This window comes from Streptomyces sp. NPDC031132, assembly GCF_055570595.1.
Map to the genome: position 1 here is coordinate 13,129 of NZ_JBVIGX010000051.1, position 24,606 is coordinate 37,734.

At 73.2% G+C, this 24,606-nt stretch carries 21 protein-coding genes; 17 read left to right on the forward strand and 4 right to left on the reverse strand.

All coding sequences use genetic code 11. The features are described 5' to 3' along the window. Positions 1 to 1,716 precede the first annotated feature (1,716 nt). Complete coding sequence (locus ACZ49B_RS36445) at positions 1,717 to 5,487, reverse strand: S8 family peptidase (RefSeq protein ID WP_468314894.1); 3,771 nt, start codon at positions 5,485 to 5,487, stop codon at positions 1,717 to 1,719. Positions 5,488 to 5,685: 198 nt separating this feature from the next. Here ACZ49B_RS36445 and ACZ49B_RS36450 point away from each other — a divergent pair, with 198 nt between their 5' ends. From ACZ49B_RS36450 to ACZ49B_RS36465, 4 genes are all read left to right on the forward strand, one after another. Further along, on the forward strand, positions 5,686 to 6,660 hold the full coding sequence (locus ACZ49B_RS36450; RefSeq protein ID WP_468314896.1) for a helix-turn-helix domain-containing protein: 975 nt from the start codon (positions 5,686 to 5,688) through the stop codon (positions 6,658 to 6,660). A gap of 24 nt (positions 6,661 to 6,684) precedes the next feature. After that, entirely contained in the window at positions 6,685 to 7,167 is a 483-nt protein-coding gene (locus tag ACZ49B_RS36455; RefSeq protein WP_468314899.1) for a DUF456 domain-containing protein, read from the forward strand. 138 nt (positions 7,168 to 7,305) lie between these two features. Continuing rightward, positions 7,306 to 8,523 (forward strand): beta-ketoacyl-[acyl-carrier-protein] synthase family protein, encoded by a 1,218-nt coding sequence (locus tag ACZ49B_RS36460; protein ID WP_468314901.1) that lies wholly within the window; start codon positions 7,306 to 7,308, stop codon positions 8,521 to 8,523. Between the two features lie 72 nt (positions 8,524 to 8,595). Beyond that, positions 8,596 to 8,973: a PPOX class F420-dependent oxidoreductase gene (locus ACZ49B_RS36465; protein ID WP_468314903.1), complete on the forward strand. Its 378-nt coding sequence runs from the start codon at positions 8,596 to 8,598 to the stop codon at positions 8,971 to 8,973. A gap of 64 nt (positions 8,974 to 9,037) precedes the next feature. Here ACZ49B_RS36465 and rsgA read toward each other — a convergent pair whose 3' ends face one another. Then, complete coding sequence (gene rsgA, locus ACZ49B_RS36470; RefSeq protein ID WP_468314906.1) at positions 9,038 to 10,153, reverse strand: ribosome small subunit-dependent GTPase A; 1,116 nt, start codon at positions 10,151 to 10,153, stop codon at positions 9,038 to 9,040. Positions 10,154 to 10,468: 315 nt separating this feature from the next. On the opposite strand from rsgA, the gene ACZ49B_RS36475 reads away from it, so the two are divergent. Beyond that, on the forward strand, positions 10,469 to 10,888 hold the full coding sequence (locus tag ACZ49B_RS36475) for a VOC family protein (protein ID WP_468314908.1): 420 nt from the start codon (positions 10,469 to 10,471) through the stop codon (positions 10,886 to 10,888). Here ACZ49B_RS36475 and ACZ49B_RS36480 read toward each other — a convergent pair. Together ACZ49B_RS36480 and ACZ49B_RS36485 are read right to left on the reverse strand one after the other, a co-directional pair. Continuing rightward, positions 10,801 to 11,643 (reverse strand): helix-turn-helix domain-containing protein, encoded by an 843-nt coding sequence (locus ACZ49B_RS36480; RefSeq protein ID WP_468314910.1) that lies wholly within the window; start codon positions 11,641 to 11,643, stop codon positions 10,801 to 10,803. The genes ACZ49B_RS36475 and ACZ49B_RS36480 overlap by 88 nt on opposite strands. 32 nt (positions 11,644 to 11,675) lie before the next feature. Next, positions 11,676 to 12,797, reverse strand: a complete 1,122-nt coding sequence (locus tag ACZ49B_RS36485) for a YihY/virulence factor BrkB family protein (protein WP_468314913.1) — start codon at positions 12,795 to 12,797, stop codon at positions 11,676 to 11,678. 17 nt (positions 12,798 to 12,814) lie between these two features. On the opposite strand from ACZ49B_RS36485, the gene ACZ49B_RS36490 reads away from it, so the two are divergent. The 12 genes from ACZ49B_RS36490 to ACZ49B_RS36545 form a co-directional block, all read left to right on the forward strand. Next, positions 12,815 to 14,470 (forward strand): acyl-CoA dehydrogenase family protein, encoded by a 1,656-nt coding sequence (locus ACZ49B_RS36490; RefSeq protein WP_468314915.1) that lies wholly within the window; start codon positions 12,815 to 12,817, stop codon positions 14,468 to 14,470. A gap of 345 nt (positions 14,471 to 14,815) precedes the next feature. Continuing rightward, on the forward strand, positions 14,816 to 16,081 hold the full coding sequence (locus ACZ49B_RS36495; protein ID WP_468314937.1) for a GAF domain-containing protein: 1,266 nt from the start codon (positions 14,816 to 14,818) through the stop codon (positions 16,079 to 16,081). A gap of 5 nt (positions 16,082 to 16,086) precedes the next feature. Further along, complete coding sequence (locus tag ACZ49B_RS36500; protein ID WP_468314917.1) at positions 16,087 to 16,650, forward strand: GNAT family N-acetyltransferase; 564 nt, start codon at positions 16,087 to 16,089, stop codon at positions 16,648 to 16,650. Between the two features lie 82 nt (positions 16,651 to 16,732). Next, the gene (locus ACZ49B_RS36505; protein ID WP_468314920.1) at positions 16,733 to 17,443 is read left to right on the forward strand and encodes a hypothetical protein; all 711 of its coding nucleotides are present in this window, start codon (positions 16,733 to 16,735) and stop codon (positions 17,441 to 17,443) included. A 140-nt stretch (positions 17,444 to 17,583) separates the two neighbouring features. Further along, the gene (locus ACZ49B_RS36510) at positions 17,584 to 17,667 is read left to right on the forward strand and encodes a putative leader peptide (protein WP_309550570.1); all 84 of its coding nucleotides are present in this window, start codon (positions 17,584 to 17,586) and stop codon (positions 17,665 to 17,667) included. Positions 17,668 to 17,890: 223 nt separating this feature from the next. Then, positions 17,891 to 19,582 carry a nitrite/sulfite reductase gene (locus ACZ49B_RS36515; RefSeq protein WP_468314922.1) on the forward strand — a complete coding sequence of 564 codons (1,692 nt, stop codon included), beginning with the start codon at positions 17,891 to 17,893 and terminating at the stop codon, positions 19,580 to 19,582. Continuing rightward, on the forward strand, positions 19,579 to 19,758 hold the full coding sequence (locus tag ACZ49B_RS36520; protein WP_468314924.1) for a hypothetical protein: 180 nt from the start codon (positions 19,579 to 19,581) through the stop codon (positions 19,756 to 19,758). The genes ACZ49B_RS36515 and ACZ49B_RS36520 overlap by 4 nt, the downstream gene beginning before the upstream one ends. Further along, the gene (locus ACZ49B_RS36525; RefSeq protein WP_468314927.1) at positions 19,755 to 20,474 is read left to right on the forward strand and encodes a phosphoadenylyl-sulfate reductase; all 720 of its coding nucleotides are present in this window, start codon (positions 19,755 to 19,757) and stop codon (positions 20,472 to 20,474) included. Before ACZ49B_RS36520 ends, ACZ49B_RS36525 begins: the two co-directional genes overlap by 4 nt. Positions 20,475 to 20,524: 50 nt before the next feature. Further along, the gene (gene cysC, locus ACZ49B_RS36530) at positions 20,525 to 21,070 is read left to right on the forward strand and encodes an adenylyl-sulfate kinase (protein ID WP_468314928.1); all 546 of its coding nucleotides are present in this window, start codon (positions 20,525 to 20,527) and stop codon (positions 21,068 to 21,070) included. Next, positions 21,067 to 22,005 carry a sulfate adenylyltransferase subunit CysD gene (gene cysD / locus ACZ49B_RS36535; protein ID WP_468314931.1) on the forward strand — a complete coding sequence of 313 codons (939 nt, stop codon included), beginning with the start codon at positions 21,067 to 21,069 and terminating at the stop codon, positions 22,003 to 22,005. The genes cysC and cysD overlap by 4 nt, the downstream gene beginning before the upstream one ends. Positions 22,006 to 22,007: 2 nt before the next feature. Further along, positions 22,008 to 23,348, forward strand: a complete 1,341-nt coding sequence (locus ACZ49B_RS36540) for a sulfate adenylyltransferase subunit 1 (protein WP_468314933.1) — start codon at positions 22,008 to 22,010, stop codon at positions 23,346 to 23,348. 215 nt (positions 23,349 to 23,563) lie between these two features. Next, positions 23,564 to 24,606, forward strand: a 1,043-nt coding sequence (locus ACZ49B_RS36545) for an ABC transporter substrate-binding protein (RefSeq protein ID WP_468314935.1), incomplete at its 3' end; no start/stop codon positions are given.

A 24,606-nucleotide genomic window follows, 5' to 3' on the forward strand; every position in this document is an offset into this window, starting at 1 on the left:
GTAAGGTACCCCTTCCTGTTCCCGCCACGGGTGGCGCCGCGCCCCGCGCCCCCCCCGTCCACGGACCACGCCCCCCCCCTGGTTCGGGTCCGCGCCCCGGGGCCGGAACCGGAACCGGAACCGGAACCGGCCGGAGGTTCCGCACCAGACCGCGGATCCGCATCGGCATCGGCATCGGCATCGGCACGGGAACCGGCCCACGGTTGAGCTCCGGGACCGGCCGACGAGTCGGGACCGGTACCGGCGCCGGCGTCCGACCAGGAACCCGGTCCGGCTCCGGGGCCTGTCCCTGGGTGGCGTTCAGCGTCGGCCGGAGCCTGCGCACCGGACCACGGGGAACCTGCCCAGGGCTGGGCTCCGGGACCGGTCGGCGGCTCGGCGGCGGGCCGGGTTCCCGGGTCGGACCCGGTGCCGGGGCCGGGCCCGCGCTGCGCAGCGGCGGGACGGTGCCCCGTCCCGGCCGCCGGGCCCGACCAGGAGCCGGGCTCGGCACCGGAACGGGCCCGGGGCAGGAGACCGGGACCGGAACCCGAGCCGGGCTCGCCCGGGCCGGAGTGGGCGTCGGCCCGGGCCTCGGGCGGGCGGCCCGTGCCGTCCCCGGCCACCGGCCGGGTGCCGGGGGCCCCGCCCGTCCCGGGCTCGGCCCCCGTACCGGAGCCGGTGTCGGGCCAGGTGCCCGCCCCGGGCGAGGAAGCCCCGTCCGCATCGGCCCACGGTCCCGCCCCGGATCCAGGTCCAGGCCAGGGCCCCGTACCCGCGTCGGGTCCGGGGCCGGACTCCGGCCAGGGGACGGGCCAGGAGCCCGCGCCCTGCTCGGGGGCGGTCTCGGGGGCGGCGGACGGCGGCTCGGACGGCGGCTCGGGCGGGGTGTCGCGGGGGACGCCCCAGCGCCAGACCGGCAGTTCGGGCGGCTCCTCCGGGAGCGCCGGCGGCACGGTCACACTGCCCAGGCCGTATCCGGTCGTGCCGGGTTCCCGGGGGTCCCGGGGCGGCGGCGGCTCCGGCGCGGCCTCCCGCCGAGGCCCCGGCAGCACGGCATGCGGGGGCGCCCCCGGCGCCGCATTCCCCGGTGGCGGACCGTTCGGCGCAGCCCCCGGCGGCGGTCCCGGGGGCGCTCCGGGCGGCTCGGCGCCCCGAGGCGGCACGGGTGGCACGGGTGGCACGGGTGGCACGGCCTGCGGCGGCGGCCCGGGCTGCGCACCCCCTGGCGGCGGTCCCGGCGGCACGGCACCCGACGGCGGCCCGGGTGGCACGGGCCCCGACGGCAGCACGGGCGGCTCAGCACCCCACGGCGCAGCAGCGCCTGGCGGCCGCCCCGGCGGCGCGGCGTGCCGCGGCTGCCCGGGGCGCACGGACCCTGAGGGCGCGGTCCCCGCCGGCGGTCCCGGCGGCACAGCACCTGACGGCGGTCCCGGCGGCGGCGCGCCCGGCGGGGGCCCCGGGGGTGCGGGCGGAGCCGGTCGTGGGGCCGGTAGGGCCGGGTCCGGTGGGGACGTCACTGCCGACGCCGAGTGGAAACGGCTCTCCAGCGTGTCCCCCGGGTCCGGGACCGGTCCCGCGTCCGGGTCCTCGTACAGCTTCTGCCACCAGTCGTCCGCGCCCTGCTGACTCATGGGCCCATTCTTGGCCCCCCAGAGCGGCAGAAAACGCCGAATACGCGAAAAGGGGTCCACCGGGCCGCCGCCCGGTGGACCCCTTCCGTATCTCTCGTACGACCTACCGGATGTCGTACGCCCGCGCGACCGTCTGGGTGACGGCGGCGCCGTTCGTGTCGGTGAGCTCCACCTTCAGCGTCACCTGCCGGCCGGCCTCGGCCCCCGCGTGGTTCACGACCGCCGACCACCGGCCGTCCCGCTCGGCGACAGCCGCCCGGGTCCAGTGCTCACCGTCGTACGAGTACGACAGCTCCACCGACTTCAGCGCGCCCGGCACGTACCCGGCGTGCCCCGTCGCGGTCAGCCCGATCGTCTGCCCGTCCGCCGCCGGCAGCGTCTTCAGTCCGTCCGCCGGGATCGAGATCGACGGGAACAGGATCGGGATGGCCTGCGAGTACCGGGCCGGGTCCTGCTTCGACCGGAAGGTCCACGTCGTCGCCACCGCCTGCGAGCGCTGCCACGTGCGCGCCGGCTGGCCGAACTTCTCTATCTGCTGCGTCAGTTCGTACGTGGCCTCCTCCGCCGGGACCTCGAAGACCCCCGACGGGTACCAGCTGTCGCCGATCTGCTCGCCGTTCCGCTTGAGGACCAGCCCGCCGACGTCTCCGAAGGAGCCCGGCTGTGCGAAGTGCCCCGTGTCCCCCCACATCGCGGAGGCGAAGCCGATCAGGTTGCCCTGCCGCTCGGCGGCCAGCTGCGGCCGGCCCGCGAGGTCGCGGCCGGCGACCGGGCCGACGACCCCGTCGTACCAGCTCTCGCTGCGCTTGCCGCCCTTGGCGTACGTACGCTGCCGGTCGGTCATGAACTCGCCCCACGGGAAGCTGCTGGAGACCATGTGGTCCCAGGCCGTGACCCCGGCGGAGTAGAACTCGGTGCGCTTGCCCGGGACGGCCACGGTGTCCAGGCCGCCGAAGTACACGGCGTTGCCGAGCGGCCGGTAGGCGCCGGTCAGGTCGACGAAGTCGGCGGAGACGCCCATCGAGTGGTACGTCGACTCGGCGGAGCCGAGGTCGCGGTCGCGCACCCGGTAGGTCCGGTCCCCCTGCACCGGGCCGTTCTCCACCTGCGCCAGGTTGTAGACGTACGGGCTCTTCGCGCTGCCCTTCCAGCTCAGCGTGACCTTGCCGGCCGCGAGCCGCGCGAGCAGCGCCTTCGCCTCGGCCCGCTCGATGGTCAGCGCCGGGAGTGAGCCGCCCGCGTAGCCGGTGAAGCCGACCCAGCGGCCGGGGGCGTCGCGGTGGGCGAGGACGGCCTCGGCCCCGGCCGCCTTCGCGTGGTCCGCGACCTCGTACAGCGCGCCGTCCTCCGCCTCGACCAGGACGATCGCGCCCTTGGCGCCGGCCGCGGCGAGTTCCTCAGGAGTACCGGCACCCGCGTCGACCAGCGGCGCACTGCCCGTTCCGTCGAGGTTGTCGCTGCCGGTGGAGGCGGTGATCGGGTGCAGCGCCGGGCCGCCTACGGCCTTCAGCTCGGAGATCAGCGGCGCGGCCGCGCGCCAGTAGCTCCCGAACTCGAACTCGCCCTCGCGGGCCCGGCCTTCGACCGAGGCGTAGTAGCCGCGGATGGTGCGTCCGCCCATCGCCGTGCCGGCGTGCAGCCAGGACTCGTCCCAGTACCGGGAGAACGCGAGGGTGGTGTTGCGGGCCTCGGTGGGCCGGTCGGTGGCGATCGAGAGCCGGGCCGCCTTGCGGGCGTCCAGCACGATCACGGTGTCCTTCTTGACCTCCACCTGGGGGCGGCCCAGGTAGGTGAGGGAGTCGTACAGCGCGGCTCCGTCTCCGGCGTCGAGCGTGCCGACGAAGCCGGAGAGGAAGTACGAGCCCGGGCGCACCCGGTAGACCTGGTCCACGGCGCCGTCGTTGAAGCGGCGCTCCCCGCCGGCGTCGTCGGTGCCGATGACGTCCAGGGAGGAGGGGCCGGCGGCCGGCTTGCCCGCGCGGTCGATCAGCTTGACCCGCAGGGTGACGGTCTCCGGCTCCACGTACAGCGAGAAGGGCGTGGAGACGTGGACGCCGTCCGCGGTGGCGACGACGCGCCCGGTGACGTCCCCGTACTGGGAGCGCTCCAACCGGGCGGAGGGGTCGAGGGCGAGCGGCACCTTGACGGTGGCGCCGGCCGGGACGGTCACCGTACGGCGGTCCAGGCCCGCGATCCGGCTGCGGACGGCCGAGCCGTCGTTGCCGGTGACCTTCTCGACGGCGAGGTCCAGGGTGACGGTCCGGGTGGCGCCGTTGGTGTACGGGATCTCGACGCTCGTCCGGTCGCTGCGGTCCTGCGGCCAGTTGTACGTGCCGCCCTGGACGGCTGGGGCGCTCGTCACGGCGGTGTCGACGGCCGCCTTGACGTCGAGGCGGCCGCCGCCGGTCTGGCGTACGTCCCCGGGGACGCCGGAGTTCGCGGAGCCGACGAGGGCGGCCTTGACCTGCTGGGCGGTCCAGTCGGGGTGGCGCTGCTTGACGATGGCGGCGGCGCCCGCGACGTGCGGGGTGGCCATCGAGGTGCCGGACATGGACTGGTACGCGTACACCCCGCGCCCGCCCATGGCCGCGGCGGAGATCCCGACGCCGGGGGCGGCGATCTCGGGCTTGAGGGTGTGCTGGGGCCCGGCGGGGCCGCGGCTGGAGAAGGGGGCCGTGGTGTCGTCGCGGTCGACGGCGCCGACGGTCAGCACGCCGGGCGCGCAACCGGGAGAGGAGACGGTGTTGTTGCCGGGTCCGGAGTTGCCGGCGGCGATCACGAAGAGGGTGCCGCTGCTCTGCGCGAGCCGCTCGGCGGCGGCCGACATGGGGTCGTCGCAGGCCGTCCGGGAGGGGTCGCCGAGGCTCATGGAGACCACGTCGGCCTTGCTCTCGACGGCCCACTCCATGCCCGCGATGATCCACGAGTCGAGGCCGTGGCCCGCGTCGTTCAGGACCTTGCCGCTGAGCAGTTCGGTGCCCGGCGCGACGCCCTTCTTGGCGCCGCCGCTCTCGGCTCCGGAGCCGCCGACGGTGGAGATGGTGTGGGTGCCGTGGCCCTGGCGGTCGGCGTCGGTGTCGGAGTCGGTGAAGTTCTTCGACGCGGCGACGCGGCCCTTGAGGTCGGGGTGCTCGAGGTCGGTGCCGGTGTCGAGGACGGCGACCTTGGTGCCCTTGCCGTCGTACCCGGCGGCCCAGGCGGCGGTGGCGCCCACCTGCTTGGTGGACCGCTCCAGGTTCGCCTGGACCTTGCCGTCGAGCCACAGCTTCTTCAGCCCGCCGGCGGCGCGGGAGCGGGTGTCGGTGACGTCCGCCCAGAAGGCTGCGGACTGCTGTTTGTCGGCGGCGAGGGCGACGGCGCCGATGGAGCCGAGGACGAGGGAGCGCTCGGCGCCGCGCGGGGTGGGCGGTGCGCTGCGCGCCGGGTTGACGGAGCCGTCGTAGACGGCGATGAGCGGGAGCTTTTCGGCGTGCGCGTCGTCGTAGCCCTGCCGGATCAGGCCGGTGACGTTGAACAGCTCCTGGTCGACCGTGCCGGCGGCGAGGGCCTTGACCGCGCCCTCGGGGTAGACGTACAGGTCCTTGCCGCTCTGGCGGGTCTGCACGAGCGGCTGCGAGCCGTCCTCGCGCGGCATCGCGGTGGCGGCGGTGCGGCCGGCGGGGTCGCTGGACACCAGGATCCGGTCGCCGGTGACCAGGGTGACCGTGACGGGGGCCGCGGGCTGCTTTCCGGCCGCCCCGCTCCCCGCGATCGGTCTCTTCCCCGCTCCTCCAGGCGCTCCGTCGATCGGCTGTGCCGCCGACGGGCCGACGGCGGTGACGGCCAGGACGGCCGCGCCGGCCGCTCCCAGTGCCGTGCGCGATATCGGGCGCATCGCTCTCCCCAGGTCAATTCCGGCCAATTGCTACATCGCAGGGCAAAGCTTCCCTCAAGTGGCTTCTGACCGGCGGATGTTGGTGCTGCGGTGGCGTCACCCTGGCAGAGAGCCGGGTGGTGCGGCGATGATGTCCGCGGCGGGTTTGCGCCGTGGCCGCTTCCCGCCAGGGGCGCGTCGAGAGGGTGGGTGGACCGGTTGCTGAGTGCGATAGGCCTGGACGAGGGCCAGGAGTCGGCCTACCGCGCGCTGGTGGCGCTGGGGGCGGCGGAGATACCGGACCTGGCGCACCGGCTGGCGCTGCCGGTGCCGCAGACCGAGCGGGCGCTGCGGCACCTGGAGCGGCACGGGCTGGCGGCGCAGTCCTCGGCCCGGCCGGGGCGCTGGGTGGCGGCCCCGCCGGGGGTGGCGCTGGGGGCGCTGCTGACGCAGCAGCGTCACGAGCTGGAGCAGGCCGAGCTGGCGGCGGCGCTGCTGGCGCAGGAGTACCGGGCGGAGGCGTCCGAGCCGTCGGTGCACGACCTGGTGGAGGTGGTGACGGGGGCGAGCGCGGTGGCGCACCGCTTCCACCAGCTCCAGGTGGGCGCGGTCGAGGAGGTGTGCGCCCTGGTCAGCAGCCGGCCCCAGGTGGTGACGGGGATGGACAACGAGGCGGAGGAGCAGGCTGCCGCACGGGGCGTCGAGTACCGGGTGGTGATCGAGCGGGACGTACTGACCCTGCCGACCGGCATCCGGGAGGTGTCGACGGCGCTCGCGCGGGGCGAGGGGGTCCGGGTGACGGCGCAGGTCCCGACCAGGCTGGTGATCGCGGACAGGTCGCTCGCGCTCGTACCGCTGACGGGGCCCGGGGCGGAGCCGGCGGCGCTGGTGGTGCACGCGTCGGGGCTGCTGGAGTCCCTGACGGGGCTGTTCGAGGCGGTGTGGCGGGAGGCGCTGCCGCTGCGGCTGGGGGACGACGGGGCGGAGGTGTCCGAGGGCGTGCCCGACACCACGGACCTGGAGATCCTGACGCTGCTGCTGGCCGGCATGACGGACGCGAGCGTGGCGAAGCACCTGGAGCTGGGGCTGCGGACGGTGCAGCGGCGGGTCAAGGGGCTGATGGAGCTGTCCGGGGTCACGACCCGGCTCCAGCTGGGCTGGCATGCGTACGAAAGGGGCTGGGTGGCCCGATAGGCCCTGGTCGGTCAGGCTGAGCGCATGGATCTGCCTCAGCTGCTCCTGGTGGGGCTGGTGCTGCTGCTCGGGGTGGTCGGGGTGCTGGTCCCGGGCGTTCCGGGGACCTGGCTGGTGTGGGCGGGCGTGCTGTGGTGGGCGCTGCACGAGCGCTCGGCGCCGGCCTGGTCCCTGCTGGTCTCGACGACGGCGCTGCTGCTGGTGGTCCAGGTGATCGAGTGGCAGCTTCCGCCGCGGCGGCTGCGGGGGGTGGGGGTCACCCGCCGGATGGCCGTGTACGCGGGCGCGGGCGCGCTGCTCGGGTTCGTGGTGGTGCCGGTGCTGGGGGCGGTTCCGGGGTTCGTGGGCGGCATCTACCTGTGCGAGCGGCTGCGGCTGGGAACGCACGGCGAGGCCTGGGCCTCGGTGCGGGCGGTGATGCGGGCGGTGGGGACGAGCGTGCTGGTGGAGCTGCTCGCGTGCCTGATGGTGATGGGCGCGTGGGTCGGGGCGGTACTGGTCGACTGACGGACCGCCATGGCGTGACCCTACAAACTCCGGATGTCGAATCCGTTGATCATCTTGCCCTTGTATCCAGTCCCCGCTTGCCACTGTGGGAGAGACAGCAGTCCGACCAACTGTGAGAAGACCACAAGGGGATGAGTCATGAGCGCTGACCAGGCAGGTGTGTCCGTCACCGGGCTCGGGGCCACCACCCCGCTCGGCGGGGACGTGGAGACGACGTGGCGGGCGATGCTGCGCGGCGAGAACGGCATCCGGGCCATCGAGGAGGAGTGGGCCGGCGCGCTGCCCGTGCGGATCGCGGGACGGGTGCGGCAGGAACCGGGTGAGGTGCTGGACCGGGTGCAGGCCCGGCGGATGGACCGGTGCGAGCAGCTGGCGCTGGTCGCCGCGCGGGAGGCATGGGCCGCAGCCGGGCGGCCGGAGGTGGAGCCGGAGCGGCTCGCCGTGGTCATCGGGACCGGGACGGGCGGGGCGCTGACCCTGCTCGGGCAGGACGACGTATTGGAGGCCTCGGGCGTACGGAAGGTGTCCCCGCACACCGTGCCGATGCTGATGGCGAACGGTCCGGCCGCCTGGGTGAGCATCGACCTCGGTGCTCGCGGCGGCGCGCACACCCCGGTCAGCGCCTGTGCCTCCGGCGCGGAGGCGATCGCGCTGGGCCTGGACCTGATCCGCCTCGGCCGGGCCGACGTCGTGGTCGCCGGGGGTACGGAGGCGTGCATCCATCCGCTGCCGCTGGCCGGATTCGCTCAGGCCAAGGCCCACTCCACGCGCAACGACGACCCTGCGGCGGCCTCCCGGCCCTTCGACACCGGCCGGGACGGGTTCGTCATCGGCGAGGGCGCGGGCGTGGTCGTCCTGGAGCGGGCCGCCTTCGCGGCGGCGCGCGGGGCGAGGGTCCACGCGACGCTGGCCGGGGCCGGGGTGACCTCCGACGCGTACCACATCACGGCCGCTCACGCGGAGGGCCAGGTACGGGCCATGCGGATGGCCCTGGCCGCCGCCGGGCTCGCCCCCTCGGACATCGCGCACGTCCACGCCCATGCCACCTCCACGCCTTCGGGGGACCTGGTGGAGGCGCGGTCGGTCACCGAGGCGGTGGGCGGGCACCCGGCGGTGACGGCGACCAAGTCGATGACGGGTCACCTGTTCGGCGCCGCCGGTGCGGTCGGCGCGATCGCGGCGATCCTCGCGGTCCGGGACGGGGTGGTCCCGGCGACCCGCAACCTCGACACCCTGGACCCGGACATCGGCCTGGACGTGGTCCGGGGCGGAGCGCGGCACGGACGGGTGCCGGCCGCGCTGGCCAACGCGTTCGGCTTCGGCGGGCACAACGCCTCGCTGGTGTTCACGGCGTAGGGCCACGGTTTCGGGCCGGGCTCGGCCGGAGGCCCGATGCGGGAAGCGGGCGGGGCGGCGAGGCTGGTGCGTATGACGGAGTTCAAGGGTTTCAGCGAGGCGGAACTGGCATACCTCGGGTCACAGCGGCTGGGGCGGCTGGCGACGGTGGACGCGGCCGGGCAGCCACAGGCGAACCCGGTGGGGTTCTTCCCGCAGGAGGACGGGACGATCCTGGTCGGCGGCCTGGCGATGGGGTCGACGAAGAAGTGGCGCAACCTCCAGGGCAACCCGAGGCTCGCGCTGGTGGTGGACGATCTGGTGAGCACCCGGCCGTGGCGCGTCCGCGGGATCGAGGTCCGCGGCCGCGCCACGCTGGAGGTCGGCCCGCACACGCTGGGCCCGCACTTCAGCCCGGAGGTGATCCGGATCCACCCGGAGCGGGTGTTCGCGTGGGGCCTGGAGGCCTGACGCCCGGCCCCCGACGGAGCAGGGGTCGGGCCTCGGGTTTCGCCGGTCGGCCCGGTCGGTCCGGTCAGTAGCGACCGGTGCGCTTCGCCGCGTAATTGGCGCGGCCCTCCGCCGACTTGATGCGCCAGTCCCGGCGGATCTCGGAGCGGAGCCGCGCGTCCGTCTTGGCGACGATCCGCTGGTTCTCCCGGAGCAGCTTGCGGTAGCTCTCCAGGCGCCGCTCCGGCAGTGCCCCGGTCTCGACCGCCTCGAGCACCGCGCACCCCGGCTCGGCCTCGTGCGCGCAGTCGTGGAAGCGGCAGTCGGCCGCGTACTCCTCGATCTCGGAGAAGACCTGGCCGACCCCGGTCCCGGCGTCCCACAGGCCGACGCCCCGCAGTCCCGGCGTGTCGATGAGGACGCCCCCGCCGGGCAGGGCCAGCAGGTTGCGGGTGGTCGTCGTGTGCCGGCCCTTGCCGTCCACGTCGCGCGTGGCCTGGACGTCCATGACGTCGGAGCCGAGCAGCGCGTTCGCCAGCGTGGACTTGCCCGCGCCGGAGATGCCGAGCAGCACGCTCGTACCGCCGGCGACGACGGCCTCCAGGACGTCCGTGCCCTCCCCGGTATGGGAGGAGACGGTGAGGACGTCGACGCCCGGCGCCGTGGTCTCCACGTCCTGGACCAGGTGCGAGAGCGTCACCGGGTCAGGTACGAGGTCCGCCTTGGTCAGGACGACCAGCGGCTGCGCGCCGGACTCCCAGGCGAGGGCCAGGAAGCGCTCGACACGGCCCAGGTCGAGCTCGACGGCCAGTGACACCGCGATGATCGCGTGGTCGACGTTGGCGGCGAGGATCTGCCCCTCGGAGCGCTGCGAGGAGGTGGAGCGTACGAACGCGGTCCGGCGCGGCAGGTACGTCTTCACGTACCGGGGGTTGCCGGCCGCCTCGACGACGGCCCAGTCACCGGTGCAGATGACGCGCAGCGGGTCGTGCGGGGTGACGAAGGCGGTGTCGGCGCGGACGATGCCGTCCGCGGTCATGACGTCGCACTGGCCGCGGTCCACCCGCACCACGCGGCCGGGCAGCAGGCCCTGGCCGGTGTACGGGGCGAACTCGGCCTCCCACGCCTCGTCCCAGCCGAAGGCGGCGAGGGCGTGCGCGTGCGAAGTGGACGGAAACGACGGAGAAGAAGAGAAAGACAAGGGGAAACCCTTCACAGGGTGGCCCCGGCAGCGCGCGCACAGCGGCGCGCGAAGAGGTGTGAGGTCAGCCGGAGACCACGGAAGTGACATTGATGGTCTTCTGGGTGCGGTCCGCGCCCTGCGTGACGACAGTCATCAATGAACTCACCTCCGGGTCATGCACGTGCTGGCAGTTCCGCGCCCATCGGCGGGAACACGATCACCGTAGCAATGGCGCTCGGGAGGCCGCCAATTCTTTTTCCGGGCGCCGCCCGTGCGGCACGGATGTCCGATTCGTTCAAGACCGGCGGGCGGGGCGGCTCCTAGCCTGGGCGCATGACTCCCCGACTCGACCTGATCGGCCTGGTCGTCTCCGACATGGCCGCCTCGCTCGCCTTCTACCGCCGCCTGGGTCTGGACGTCCCGGCCGGGGCGGAGGAACAGCCGCACGTGGAGGCCGTCCTCCCCGGCGGGCTCCGGATCGCCTGGGACACGGAGGACGTCGTCCGCTCCTTCGACCCTTCCTGGACCCGTCCCACCGGGGACGGTCGGCGGGACCTGGCGTTCCTGTGCGATTCCCCCGCAGAGGTGGACGCGGTGTACGCCGAGCTGACGGACGCCGGGTACAAGGGCCACCTGGAGCCCTGGGACGCCTTCTGGGGACAGCGCTACGCCGTCGTGCTCGACCCGGACGGCTGCGCCGTCTCGCTGTTCGCCCCGGCCGAAGCGCCCGGCGAAGCGCCCGCCGGGGCGTAGGCCTGGGGGTGGGCCTGGGTGTGGGCCTGGGTGTGGGCCGCCGCGTAGGCCCCCGGGGTGGTCCCGGCCAGCGCCCGCACCTCGCGGGCGAGATGGGCCTGGTCCGCGTACCCGGCCCGGTACGCCACCTCGGCCTGCGGCAGCCCCCGGCGGGCCAGCTCCAGCGCCCGCTGGAGCCGCAGCACCCGCCCGAGCGTGCGGGGTCCGTAGCCGAAGGCGTCCAGGGAGCGCCGGTGCAGCTGGCGCGCCCCGAGGCCGACCGCCGCGGCCACGGCGGCCACCGACTCCCCCGCTCGGAGCCCCGCCGCCACCCGGGTGGCGAGGGGGTCGGGGGGCGCGCTCCGGTCCGCGTGGCTGCGGGCCAGCCGCTCCAGCCCCGCGCAGGGGTCCTCGTACGCACTCATCCGCTCGGCGAGGCCGCGCACCTCGGGACCCGGCCAGAGGTCGGCCAGCTCGACCCGCCGGTCGCGCAGCTCGTACGCCGGTACACCGAGCAGCGCGGGCGCCGTACCGGGGGCGAACCTCAGTCCCGTCACCGGGCCGTAGGCCCCGCCCGGCACCTCTCCGACGGGGTGCGGGCCGGTGTCGGGGCCGGCGACCAGCAGCCGCCCGCCGACCCACAGCAGGTCGATGCAGCCGTCGGGCAGGACGGGCCCGCCGGGCGCCCCGGCCCGGCTCCACACGATCGCGCCGGGCACCAGCGGGGACGGCCGCTCCTCGTACGGCCGCTCCTCGTACCGCCGCTCCTCGTGCACAGCGCCAGGCTACGGCGGGTCCGGCGGTGCGGTCAGTGTTTGCGCAGGCGGGAGGAGTAGTCCTCCGGCGGCAGGAAGTTCGACCAGCGCTCCGGGAACTCGGACGGCATCCCGGCGTCACCCTCGTCGTCGTCCTCCGACTCGCCCTCGGCCAGCGCACGCCAGGCGGCGGCCCGCGCGACCAGCTGCGCGGCCTCCGCCTCCCGGACCCGCTCGTTCGCCTCGCGGGCCGCGGCGGTGGCCACGGACGGCCAGACGCGGTCGATGGCGGCGTTCACGGCCGCGCCCACCAGGACGGCGAAGGCCGAGACGCCGATCCACAGCAGGACGGCGACCGGGGCGGCCAGCGATCCGTAGATGGTCGGGCCCTCGACGGTGTTGGTCAGGTAGATCCGCAGCAGGAACGAGCCCAGCACCCACATGGCGAGCGCCACCAGCGCGCCCGGCACGTCCTCGATCCACGGGGAGCGCACGGGGACGGAGACGTGGTACAGCGTGGTCAGGAACGCGATGGACAGCAGGGTGACCGTCGGCCAGTACAGCACCGCGATCACTTCCGTGCTCCAGGGCACCCAGCGGACGACGGCGTCCGGCCCGGCGACCATCAGCGGCAGCACGATCGCGCCGATCACCAGGGCGATCACGTACAGCAGGAAGGCCAGCAGCCGCGTCTTGACGATGCCGCGCTGGCCGTCGAGCCCGTACATCACGGTGATGGTGTCGATGAAGACGTTGACCGCCCGCGAGCCCGACCAGAGGGCGAAGGCGAAGCCGAGGGAGATCAGGTCCGGGCGGCCGGCCTTGGTGACGTCGTCGAGCATCGGTTTCGCGATGTCGCTGACGCCCCGGTCGGAGAGGACGGTGCCGACCGCGTTCAGGATGTTCTCCTCGATGGAGGCCACGAAGGTGCCGCCCGTCCAGCCGTCCACGTACCCGAGCAGGCCCAGCAGGCCGAGGAACAGCGGCGGCAGCGAGAGCAGCGTGAAGAACGCCGCTTCGGCCGCCAGGCCGAGGATCCGGTACTCGATGCACGAATTGACGGTGTCTTTCAGGAGCAGCCACGCCATCTTGCGCTTGGAGACGTTGCGGTAGAGGGCGCGGGCCCGATGGAGCCGCCCGGGGACCCGCTCGGGTGTTTCTTTTGCTGGCTGCACGTCCTTACGGTATCCGCATGGCAGCCACCACCCACACCGTCACCAACCAGCCCCCTCCCCTGGTGGGCTACGACGTCTACGGCACCGACCGGGCCCTTCGCGAGGGCGTGGAGCGCCACCTGTCGGCCTCGGCGCCCGAACTCCTCGCCGAGGTGGGTGAGGAGCTCTCCGAGCTGGGCCGGTCGGCGGGCTCGGCACAGGCCCAGCAGTGGGGCGCACAGGCGAACGAGAACCCCCCGGAACTGCGTACGCACGACCGGTACGGCAACCGGATCGACGAGGTGGAGTTCCACCCGGCCTGGCACCGGCTGCTCGGGCACGCGGTGGGCGCCGGGCTCACCGATGCGTGGGGGCGGCCGGCCGGGCACCTGCGCCGCGCGGCCGGTTTCTTCGTGTGGTCGCAGGCCGAGGCGGGGCACGGCTGCCCGGTCTCGATGACCCATGCGGCCGTACCGGCGCTGCGGACGGACCCCGAGCTGGCCGCCGAGTGGGAGCCGCGGCTGACCTCGCACGTGTACGAGGAAGGGCTACTGCCGGCCGCGCAGAAGGGCGGGGTGCTGTTCGGCATGGGGATGACGGAGAAGCAGGGCGGCAGCGACGTACGGGCGAACACGACGGTGGCGAAGCCGCTGGACGCGGCGGGCGAGTACCTGCTGACGGGGCACAAGTGGTTCTGTTCGGCGCCGATGTCGGACGGGTTCCTGGTGCTGGCGCAGGCATCCCCCTCCGGGAAGGACAGCCTGACCTGCTTCCTGGTGCCGCGGGTGCTGGAGGACGGCACGCGCAACGTGTTCGCGATCCAGCGGCTTAAGGACAAGCTCGGCAACCGGTCGAACGCCTCGGGCGAGGTGGAGTTCGACGGGACGTGGGCGCGGCGGGTCGGCGAGGAGGGGCGGGGGGTGCGGACCATCATCGGGATGGTCGCGGCGACCCGGCTGGACTGCGTGCTGGGCTCGGCCGCGCTGATGCGGCAGGCGCTGACGCAGGCCGTGCACCATACGGAGCACCGCTCTGCTTTCGGAGCACGGCTCATCGAGCAGCCGCTGATGCGCAACGTGCTGGCCGACCTCGCCCTGGAGTCCGAGGCGGCCACCACCCTCGGGCTGCGCCTCGCGGCCGCCTACGACGCGGGGACGGAGCAGGAGCGGGCCTTCCTGCGCATCGCGGTGCCCGCCGCGAAGTACTGGGTGACCAAGCGCTGTACGCCGATGGTGGCGGAGGCCCTGGAGTGTCTGGGCGGCAACGGCTACGTCGAGGAGTCGGGGCTGCCGCGGCTGCTGCGCGAGTCCCCGCTGAACTCGATCTGGGAGGGCTCGGGCAACGTCCAGGCCCTGGACGTGCTGCGGGCCCTGCAGCGGGAGCCCCAGGCGCTGAACGCGTTCCTCCAGGAGGTGGGGCAGGCCCGCGGCGCCGACCACCGGCTGGATTCGGCCATCAAGGGGCTGCTGACGGAGCTCGCGGACCTGGAGGGCATCGAGGCGCGGGCCCGCCGGGTGGTGGAGCGCATCGCCCTGGTGCTCCAGGGATCGCTGCTGGTGCGCTGGGCGCCGCCGGAAGTGGCGGACGCGTTCTGCGCCTCGCGCCTGGGCGGCGACGGGGGTGCGGCCTTCGGCACGCTGCCGCACAGCCTGGGGCTGGGTGCGCTGGTCGAACGGGCGCGGATCGCGGGCTAGGTTGTGGCCCCTGTCCCCAAACAGGTCCGAGCCGGGATCCGGACCCGTTGACCGGGAGCAGGGGTGGCGCCGCGCCGACTCGGCACCACCCCTGATCCGAAAGCCCCGAGGAGGAGCTGTCACGCCGCGAGGCGACGTCCGGACAGTTTCGGTCGGGTGACCGGGACTTGGCGAGAGTTGCATACCGTTGCAACCCTCTGAGTCGGAACCGTCCGCCGTGCGTGCCCGGGGAAGCGGCACGCGCGGACCGCCCGGGCGGATTCCCTCGTACGTCCTGTTCCACACGGGGAGGTTCCGGTGGCCTACACCGCAGGCAGCACGGTCGATGTGGCACGCATCTCGGCCATGGACGCGCGGGAGGCCGCGCGTCTGCTCAAGGGGGTGCGGGCGGCCGCGCTGGCCGGGGACCGGCCGCCGGCCGAGCCCCGCCCGGAGATCGCCGAGTCCTGGCGCCGGATGCTGGCCTGCGGAGTGCACCCGGACCGGGACGCGCGCTCGCGGATGCTGTCGACGGCCGAGACCGAGGAGCGGCGGCAGGTCTCGCCGCTGCGGGAGATCCTGCCGGTGCTGCGCGAGGGGCTGCTGCCGGCGCTGGACACGGCGCTGCACATCATGGTCGTCGCCGACGCGGAGGGGCGGCTGTTGTGGCGGGAGGGGGCCACGTCGATCCTGCGCAAGGCCGACCGGCTGGGCTTCTCGGTGGGCGCCGACTGGGACGAGGCGGTGGTCGGCACCAACGGGGTGGGTACGGCCCTGGTGGCCCGGCAGCCCGTGCAGGTGTTCTCCGCGGAGCACTTCGTCTCCAGCCATCACGACTGGACCTGCGCGGGGGCCCCGGTGCGGGACCCGCGGGACGGGCAGCTGCTGGGCGTGGTGGACGTCAGCGGGCCGCTGGCGACGATGCACCCGGCCACGCTGGCGTGGGTGAGCGCGGTGGCCCGGCTCGCGGAGCGGGAGCTGCGGATCCGGCACCTGGAGTCGCTGGAGCGGCTGCGGGCGGTCGCGGCGCCGCTGCTGGCCCGGCTGTCCGGGCGGGCCGTGGTGGTGGACCCGCACGGCTGGACGGCGGCGGTGACGGGCCTGGCCCCGGCGGACCGGATCCCGTTGCCGAAGGGGTTCGGGCCGGGGCGGGTGTGGGTGCCGCAGCTCGGGGACTGCGTGGTGGAGCCGCTGCCGGGCGGCTGGCTGCTGCGCATCGCGGAGGAGCCGGGCACGGCGACCGCGGCGAGCCGGGTCGTCCTGGACCTGAGCCGTCGGCGCACGTGGTCGGCGACGGTGTACGGGGCCGCCGGGAGCTGGTCGCAGGAGCTGAGCCCGCGCCACGCGGAGCTGCTGTTCCTGCTGGCGGAGAGCCCGCGGGGGCGGTCGGCGGCCGAGCTGTCGGCGGAGCTGTTCGGGGACCCGACGCGTACGGTGACGGTCCGGGCGGAGCTGTCGCGGGTACGGCGGCACCTGGGCGGGCTGCTGACCCACCGCCCGTACCGCTTCGCGGACGACGTGGAGGTGGAGCTGATCCGCCCCGAGGACCCGGCGGCGCTTCTGCCGCACTCCACGGCACCGGCGGTGATCAAGGCCCGCCTGGGCCGTACGGGGCAGGCCGTGATTCCCTGACCTGCATGAGCACCATCACACTCACCACCTGGTCCCTGGAAATGACCTCCCCGCAGGACCTGGTCCGGGCGGCCGTCCCAGGGCCTGAGATCCGTGTCCGGCGGGCGGAGGTCCCCTCGCCCGAGTTCAGCCGCTTCCTCTACGCCTCGGTGGGCGGTGACATCCACTGGACGGACCGGCTCTCGCTGACCCGCGCCCAGTGGGTGGAGCAGCTGGGCCGTCCCGGCGTGGAGACCTGGGTGGCGTACGACCGCGGGACGCCGGCCGGGTACGTGGAGCTCGACCCGCAGGACGACGGCGTGGTGGAGATCATGTACTTCGGGCTGCTCCCGGACTTCCGCGGGCGCCGGATCGGGGGGCACCTGCTGACCCTGGGCATCGAAGCGGCATGGTCCCTGGCGGACCGCTGGCCGGAGCGCGAGGCGACGACGCGGGTGTGGCTCCACACCTGCAGCCAGGACGGCCCGACGGCGATGGACAACTACCTCCGCCGCGGCTTCAAGGTCTTCCGTACGGAGACGGAGGAAAAGGAGTCCGCCCCCACCCCGGGCCCCTGGCCGGGCGCCTGACCCTCCCCACGTCGGCGTGGCGCCGGGCCTGCGGATGCCCGGCCCGCGCATGCTGGAGGTCCGTCGAGCCCAGGCGAGGACCATGAGCACCGCAGGCCCGCCGGATCCGGCCGACGAGCCGGACCCGGGCATCCCGCAGGAGGAATACGCACCCGACCGCCCGACGCTGCCGGCACCCCCCGCCGTTCCCGGGCGCCGGGCCCGACTGCTGTCCGGGTCGTACCGCTGGCAGAGCCTCCTCGCGGCGCTGGTCGCGGCCGTGGCGGGCATCGTCGTGGCGGTCATCTCCCGGGAGCCGGCACAGGAGCCGCAGCCGCGGCCCCCGCTCCCGTCGGAGACGGTCGCGCACCCCCTTGTCACCACGCTCCTCACCAGGCAGTTCGCCGATCCCGCCGCACCTCCGGCCGGTGTCGTCGTCTACTTCGAGGGGACCGTCAGCGGGCTGGACCCCGGGGCGACGGTCTACGCGATGGTCCGCCGGGCCGACGAGCGGTCGAACTGGCCCACCGCACTCGCGGACGTCGACCGGCCCCGCGGAACCTGGAAGGCCCAGGTCCGCGTGGCGCAGCCGCGCCTTCCCCTGGAGATGTCGGCCGGGGTGGTCTCGCTGGGCATGTACGAGCGGGCTCCGGACATGCCGGCTCCGGCGTCGCCCCGGGTCCCGCAACGGCCGCCCCCGCCGATCCCCCGGAGCGCGGACGCCGCTCTGGAGGCGCTGCGGCGGTACGGGCCCGCGGCGGCCGGGGTCGAGACCTCGACGCCGTTCCGGCCCGCCGCCGGCGCGACGCCGTAACGTGGTCGCGGCTGAACCACCCGCTCCATCGGCCACTTCCGCGCGTGACCCCGGTCACGTCGTCTCGTAATGCGGGACCACATCGTCCGAATAATGGACAGTAGTGGACTCCTCCAATCGGCACATGACACGCTTCCGCCATGAATGGAGCTGGAATTGCCTTGGTGAGTCGGCGGCACGTCGACCTCGGCCGCATGTCCAGCGCCATCTGTCCGGCGAGCTGACGGAACCAGCCACCGCCGCACATCGCCGTCGTCCCCGCCGCTGCGGACGCGTCGACCCCGAAGCACCTGCATGTCCCCTGAAGGCCGAAGACCGCCCTGACCTCCGGAAACACCGGCAAGGGCGGCTGTCGGCCGCACCTGCTCCGCGGCAGGGCCGATGACAGGGGCTCGCCGCCGCTCCCCCTGACCCTGCATTGAAGCCGCCGAAGAAGGATGTACCGCCATGGCCTCCACCCCCGAAACGCCCGCCGCCGCGCGCCGAAAGACCGGCCGTCACCGCGGTGAGGGTCAGTGGGCCGTTGGACACCACACCCCCCTCAACGGCAACGAGCAGTTCAAGAAGGACGACGACGGTCTCAACGTGCGGACACGCATTGAGACGATCTACTCCAAGACGGGCTTCGACTCGATCGATCCCAACGACCTGCGCGGCCGCATGCGCTGGTGGGGTCTGTACACCCAGCGCAAGCCCGGGATCGACGGCGGCAAGACCGCGATCCTGGAGCCGGAGGAGCTGGACGACAAGTACTTCATGCTGCGCGTCCGCATCGACGGCGGCCGGCTGACCACCGAGCAGCTCCGCGTCATCGGCGAGATCTCGCAGGAGTTCGCGCGCGGCACCGCCGACCTCACCGACCGCCAGAACGTGCAGTACCACTGGATCCGGATCGAGGACGTCCCGGAGATCTGGCGCCGCCTCGAGGCCGTCGGCCTGTCGACCACCGAGGCATGCGGTGACACGCCCCGCGTCATCCTGGGCTCGCCCGTCGCCGGCATCGCCCAGGACGAGATCATCGACGGCACGCCCGCCATCGAGGAGATCCACCGCCGCATCGTGGGCAACCCGGACTTCTCCAACCTGCCCCGCAAGTTCAAGTCCGCGGTCTCCGGCTCGCCGCTGCTCGACGTGGCGCACGAGATCAACGACATCGCCTTCGTCGGCGTGAACCACCCGGAGCACGGCCCCGGCTTCGACGTCTGGGTCGGCGGCGGCCTCTCGACCAACCCCAAGCTGGGCGTGCGCCTGGGCACCTGGGTCTCGCTGGACGAGGTCCCGGACGTCTACGAGGGCGTCATCTCGATCTTCCGCGACTACGGCTACCGCCGCCTGCGCACCCGCGCCCGGCTGAAGTTCCTCGTCGCCGACTGGGGCCCGGCCAAGTTCCGCCAGGTCCTGGAGGACGAGTACCTGAAGCGCAAGCTGACCGACGGCCCCGCGCCCGAGCAGCCGAGCGGCCAGTGGCGCGACCACGTCGGCGTCCACCAGCAGCAGGACGGCAAGTTCTACGTCGGCTTCGCGCCCCGCGTCGGCCGCGTGGACGGCGCCACCCTGACGAAGATCGCGGACGTCGCCGAGCAGCACGGCTCCGGCCGCCTGCGCACCACCGCCGAGCAGAAGATGATCGTCCTCGACATCGAGGCGGACAAGGTCGACTCCGTCGTGGAGGCCCTGGAGGCGCTGGACCTGCGGGTCAAGCCGTCCCCGTTCCGCCGCGGCACGATGGCCTGCACCGGCATCGAGTTCTGCAAGCTGGCCATCGTCGAGACGAAGGCGCGCGGCGCCTCGCTGATCGACGAGCTGGAGCGCCGCCTGCCGGAGTTCGCCGAGCCGCTCACCATCAACATCAACGGCTGCCCGAACGCCTGCGCCCGTATCCAGGTGGCGGACATCGGTCTCAAGGGCCAGCTGGTCCTGGACGACGACGGCAACCAGGTGGAGGGCTACCAGGTCCACCTGGGCGGCGCCCTCGGCCTGGAGGCCGGCTTCGGCCGCAAGGTCCGCGGCCTGAAGGTCACCTCGGCCGGTCTGCCCGACTACGTCGAGCGGGTCGTCACGCGCTTCCAGGAGCAGCGCGGCGACGGCGAGCGCTTCGCCGCCTGGGTGACCCGTGCGAAGGACGAGGACCTCTCGTGAGCGAGCGCGCAGCCCCGTTCTACTGCCCGTACTGCGGCGACGAGGACCTGTTTCCGAACGAGACGGGTCACGGCGCCTGGGAATGCAGGGCCTGCAACCGAGCCTTCCAGCTGAAGTACCTCGGGCTGCTGGCCCGGGGCGTTCAGTCCGACACCACTGGAGGGGACGAGATATGACGACGAGTCAGGCAGCGGAGCAGGCCGCGGGGACGCGCGACCTCAAGGCGCTGGCCGAGCAGGCGGGCCGCGACCTCGAGGACGCCTCCCCGCTGGAGATCCTCACGTGGGCGGCCGAGACCTTCGGCAAGAAGTTCGCCGTGACCTCCTCCATGGAGGACGCGGTGGTCGCCCACCTGGCCTCCCGCGCCTTCCCCGGCGTGGACGTCGTCTTCCTCGACACGGGCTACCACTTCGAGGAGACCATCGGCACCCGCGACGCGGTCGAGGCCGTGATGGACGTCAACGTCATCACGCTCACCCCGCGCCAGACGGTGGCCGAGCAGGACGCGCAGTACGGCCCGAAGCTGCACGACCGCGACCCCGACCTGTGCTGCGCACTGCGCAAGGTCAAGCCGCTGGAAGAGGGCCTGACCGCGTACGAGGCGTGGGGGACGGGCCTGCGCCGCGACGAGTCCCCGACCCGGGCGAACACCCCGGTGGTCGGCTGGGACGAGAAGCGGCAGAAGGTCAAGATCTCCCCGATCGCCCGCTGGACCCAGGACGACGTCGACGCGTACGTGGCGGAGCACGGCGTGCTGACCAACCCGCTGCTGATGGACGGCTACGCCTCCGTCGGCTGCGCCCCCTGCACCCGCCGCGTGGCGGAGGGCGAGGACGCACGGGCCGGCCGCTGGGCCGGGCGGGCCAAGACCGAGTGCGGACTGCACGGCTGATGAGCGACCTCGAAGCACCGACTTCCACAGAACCGACGGAGACGAGAACGATGAGCGTGAGCGACCAGGGCGCCACCGTGTGGCTGACCGGGCTGCCGAGCGCGGGCAAGACCACCATCGCCTACGCGCTGGCCGAGCGGCTGCGCGCCGAGGGCCACCGCGTGGAGGTCCTCGACGGCGACGAGATCCGCGAGTTCCTCTCCTCCGGCCTCGGCTTCACCCGCGAGGACCGCCACACCAACGTGCAGCGGATCGGCTTCGTCGCCGAACTCCTCGCGAGCAACGGCGTCAAGGCGCTCGTGCCGGTGATCGCGCCGTTCGCGGACAGCCGCGAGGCCGTCCGGGGGCGCCACTCGGCCGCCGACACGAACTACCTCGAAGTGCACGTGGCCACCCCGGTCGAGGTCTGCTCCGAGCGTGACGTGAAGGGCCTGTACGCCAAGCAGGCGGCGGGCGAGATCTCCGGTCTGACCGGCGTCGACGACCCGTACGAGGCTCCGGAGTCCCCGGACCTCCGCATCGAGTCGCACACGCAGACCGTGCAGGAGTCGGCTTCGGCCCTGCACGCGCTGCTCACCGAGAGGGGTCTGGCATGACCGCTACCGTCGCACACGTCCACGAAGGGACGGACGCGCCCTACGCGCTGTCGCACCTCGACGCCCTCGAATCGGAGGCCGTGCACATCTTCCGCGAGGTGGCGGGCGAGTTCGAGAAGCCGGTGATCCTGTTCTCCGGCGGCAAGGACTCGATCGTGATGCTGCACCTGGCGCTGAAGGCGTTCGCGCCGGCGCCCGTGCCGTTCACGCTGCTGCACGTGGACACCGGGCACAACTTCCCCGAGGTCCTGGCCTACCGCGACCGGGCGGTGGCGGAGCACAACCTGCGTCTGCACGTGGCCTCCGTCCAGGAGTACATCGATGCCGGCAAGCTGCGCGAGCGCCCGGACGGGGTCCGCAACCCGCTGCAGACCGTCCCCCTCACGGAGGCGATCCAGCAGCTGAAGTTCGACGCCGTGTTCGGCGGCGGGCGGCGTGACGAGGAGAAGGCCCGCGCCAAGGAGCGGGTGTTCTCGCTGCGCGACGAGTTCTCGCAGTGGGACCCGCGGCGCCAGCGCCCCGAGCTGTGGCAGCTCTACAACGGCCGCCACGCCCCGGGCGAGCACGTGCGGGTGTTCCCGCTGTCCAACTGGACCGAGCTGGACGTGTGGCAGTACATCGCCCGTGAGGGCATCGAGCTGCCGGAGATCTACTTCGCGCACGAGCGCGAGGTGTTCCAGCGCAACGGCATGTGGCTGACGGCCGGCGAGTGGGGCGGCCCGAAGGAGGGCGAGACGCCCGAGACGCGCCTCATCCGCTACCGCACGGTCGGTGACATGTCCTGCACCGGTGCCGTCGATTCCGACGCCACCACGCTGGACGCCGTGATCACCGAGATCGCCGCCTCCCGGCTCACCGAGCGGGGTGCGACCCGCGCCGACGACAAGATGTCCGAGGCCGCGATGGAAGACCGCAAGCGCGAAGGGTACTTCTAGACATGACCTCCACCACCGAGCAGTTCGCCGATCTGTCGGCGACCACGCTGCTGCGCTTCGCGACCGCCGGTTCCGTCGACGACGGCAAGTCCACGCTGGTCGGACGGCTGCTGCACGACTCCAAGTCGGTCCTGACGGACCAGCTGGAGGCCGTCGAGGCCGTCTCCGCCCAGCGCGGCCAGGACGCCCCCGACCTCGCACTGCTGACCGACGGCCTGCGGGCCGAGCGGGAGCAGGGCATCACCATCGACGTGGCGTACCGCTACTTCGCCACCGCGCGGCGCCGGTTCATCCTCGCCGACACCCCGGGGCACGTGCAGTACACGCGGAACATGGTCACCGGTGCCTCGACCGCCGACCTGGCCGTGGTCCTGGTCGACGCGCGCAACGGCGTGATCGAGCAGACGCGCCGGCACGCCGCCGTCGCGGCCCTGCTGCGCGTGCCGCACGTGGTGCTGGCCGTCAACAAGATGGACCTGGTGGGCTACCAGGAGTCGGTCTTCGCGTCGATCGCCGAGGAGTTCACCGCGTACGCCTCGGACCTGGGCGTCCCGGAGATCACCGCGATCCCGATCTCGGCGCTCGCCGGCGACAACGTGGTCGAGCCCTCCTCGCACATGGACTGGTACGGCGGCCCGACGGTGCTGGAGCACCTGGAGACCGTTCCGGTCAGCCATGACCTCACGGCCTGCCCGGCGCGTTTCCCGGTGCAGTACGTGATCCGCCCGCAGACCGCGGAGCACCCCGACTACCGCGGCTACGCGGGCCAGATCGCCTCCGGTGTGCTGCGCGTCGGTGAGCCGGTCACCGTCCTGCCCTCGGGCCGTACCTCGGTCATCGCCGGGATCGACGCGCTCGGCGAGAGCGTGGACATCGCCTGGGCGCCGCAGTCGGTGACGGTGCGTCTGGCGGACGACATCGACATCTCGCGCGGCGACCTGATCGCGCCGTCCGCGAGCTCCCCGGCCACCACGCAGGACGTCGTCGCCACCGTCTGCCACGTCGCGGACCAGCCGCTGGCCGTCGGCGCACGGGTGCTGCTCAAGCACACCACGCGCACGGTCAAGGCGATCGTCAAGGAGATCCCCTCGCGGCTGACCCTGGACGACCTGTCCCAGCACCCGAACCCCGGGCAGCTGGTGGCCAACGACATCGGCCGCGTCGTCGTGCGCACCGCCGAGCCGCTCGCGCTCGACGCGTACGCCGACTCGCGCCGTACCGGGTCCTTCCTGCTGATCGACCCGGCCGACGGAACCACCCTGGCGGCGGGCATGGCCGGCGAGTCCTTCGCCTCCCAGGCGCGCACCACCGTCCAGGCGGACGAAGAAGGGTGGGACTTCTAACCCATGCCTTCCGACATCTACTCGACCTTCGCCAAGGAGGGCGGCCGCGTAGGCAGCGGCCGCCTCGGCAGCGGCCAGGGAGGAGTGGCGCGATGTGCGCGATGACGTACGCGCACTGCATGCGCGCCCTCGCCCCCCACGAGCTCTACCTGCCCTTGCTCCACAGACGAAGACGTGCGTCATGAGATGACCACGTCACGAGAGGAAGTCCTCCCGTGCCTGCCACCGGTACCGCCCGCACCGCGTTCTCCCCTTCCGCTCTGCGCCGCAGCGTCGTCGCCGCTGCCGCCCTGCCGCTGCTGATCGGCGCGCTCGCCTCCTGCGGCTACGGCTCCCAGGCCGAGAAGCCCGCCGGCGCGGACGCCAAGAAGGCAGGCGCGGCCGCCGGCGGAGCGAAGCTGTCGGCCTCCGAGGTCCGTATCGGGTACTTCCCGAACCTGACGCACGCCACCGCCTTGGTCGGCATCCAGGAGGGCCTGATCGCCAAGGAGCTCGGCGGTACCGCGATCAAGCCGCAGACCTTCAACGCCGGCCCGTCGGAGATCGAAGCCCTCAACGGGGGCTCCCTCGACATCGGCTTCATCGGCCCCTCGCCGGCGATCAACGGCTACGTGAAGTCCAAGAGCAGCAACCTGCGGATCGTCTCGGGTTCCGCCTCCGGCGGCGTGAAGCTGGTCGTGAACCCGGACAAGATCAAGACCCTGGACGACGTCAAGGGCAAGAAGATCGCCACCCCGCAGAAGGGGAACACGCAGGACGTCGCGTTCCTCAACTGGATCGGCGAGAAGGGCTGGACGGTCGACCCGGAGTCCGGCAAGGGTGACGTCTCCGTGGTCCGCACGGACAACAAGGTGACCCCGGACGCCTTCAAGCAGGGTTCGATCGACGGCGCCTGGGTGCCGGAGCCGACCGCCTCCAAGCTCGTCGCCGACGGCGGCTCCGTCCTCCTCGACGAGACCGAGCTGTGGGCCGACAAGAAGTTCGTGATCACGAACGTCATCGTGTCGCAGAAGTTCCTCAAGGAGCACGCGGACGTCGTGGAGGCCGTGCTGCGCGGCACGGTGAAGACGAACGAGTGGATCAACGCCAACCCCGACCAGGCGAAGGCCTCCGCGAACGCGGCGCTCAAGGCGCTCAGCGGCAAGGAGCTCGAGCCCGCGGTGATCGACCCGGCCTGGCAGTCCATCTTGGTCACCGACGACCCGCTGGCGTCCACGCTGAAGACCGAGTCCGACTGGGCGGTCAAGGCCAAGCTCAT

Bases quoted from the DNA above. Each gene is read 5' to 3' on its own strand.
- ACZ49B_RS36475 (WP_468314908.1), top strand. From the start codon at position 10,469: ATGACTCCCCGACTCGACCTGATCGGCCTGGTCGTCTCCGACATGGCC.
- ACZ49B_RS36500 (WP_468314917.1), top strand. From the start codon at position 16,087: ATGAGCACCATCACACTCACCACCTGGTCCCTGGAAATGACCTCCCCG.
- ACZ49B_RS36510 (WP_309550570.1), top strand. From the start codon at position 17,584: ATGAATGGAGCTGGAATTGCCTTGGTGAGTCGGCGGCACGTCGACCTC.
- ACZ49B_RS36460 (WP_468314901.1), top strand. From the start codon at position 7,306: ATGAGCGCTGACCAGGCAGGTGTGTCCGTCACCGGGCTCGGGGCCACC.
- ACZ49B_RS36495 (WP_468314937.1), top strand. From the start codon at position 14,816: ATGGACGCGCGGGAGGCCGCGCGTCTGCTCAAGGGGGTGCGGGCGGCC.
- ACZ49B_RS36505 (WP_468314920.1), top strand. From the start codon at position 16,733: ATGAGCACCGCAGGCCCGCCGGATCCGGCCGACGAGCCGGACCCGGGC.
- ACZ49B_RS36515 (WP_468314922.1), top strand. From the start codon at position 17,891: ATGGCCTCCACCCCCGAAACGCCCGCCGCCGCGCGCCGAAAGACCGGC.
- cysC (WP_468314928.1), top strand. From the start codon at position 20,525: ATGAGCGTGAGCGACCAGGGCGCCACCGTGTGGCTGACCGGGCTGCCG.
- ACZ49B_RS36465 (WP_468314903.1), top strand. From the start codon at position 8,596: ATGACGGAGTTCAAGGGTTTCAGCGAGGCGGAACTGGCATACCTCGGG.
- ACZ49B_RS36455 (WP_468314899.1), top strand. From the start codon at position 6,685: ATGGATCTGCCTCAGCTGCTCCTGGTGGGGCTGGTGCTGCTGCTCGGG.
- ACZ49B_RS36525 (WP_468314927.1), top strand. From the start codon at position 19,755: ATGACGACGAGTCAGGCAGCGGAGCAGGCCGCGGGGACGCGCGACCTC.
- ACZ49B_RS36540 (WP_468314933.1), top strand. From the start codon at position 22,008: ATGACCTCCACCACCGAGCAGTTCGCCGATCTGTCGGCGACCACGCTG.
- ACZ49B_RS36490 (WP_468314915.1), top strand. From the start codon at position 12,815: ATGGCAGCCACCACCCACACCGTCACCAACCAGCCCCCTCCCCTGGTG.
- cysD (WP_468314931.1), top strand. From the start codon at position 21,067: ATGACCGCTACCGTCGCACACGTCCACGAAGGGACGGACGCGCCCTAC.
- ACZ49B_RS36445 (WP_468314894.1), bottom strand. From the start codon at position 5,487: ATGCGCCCGATATCGCGCACGGCACTGGGAGCGGCCGGCGCGGCCGTC.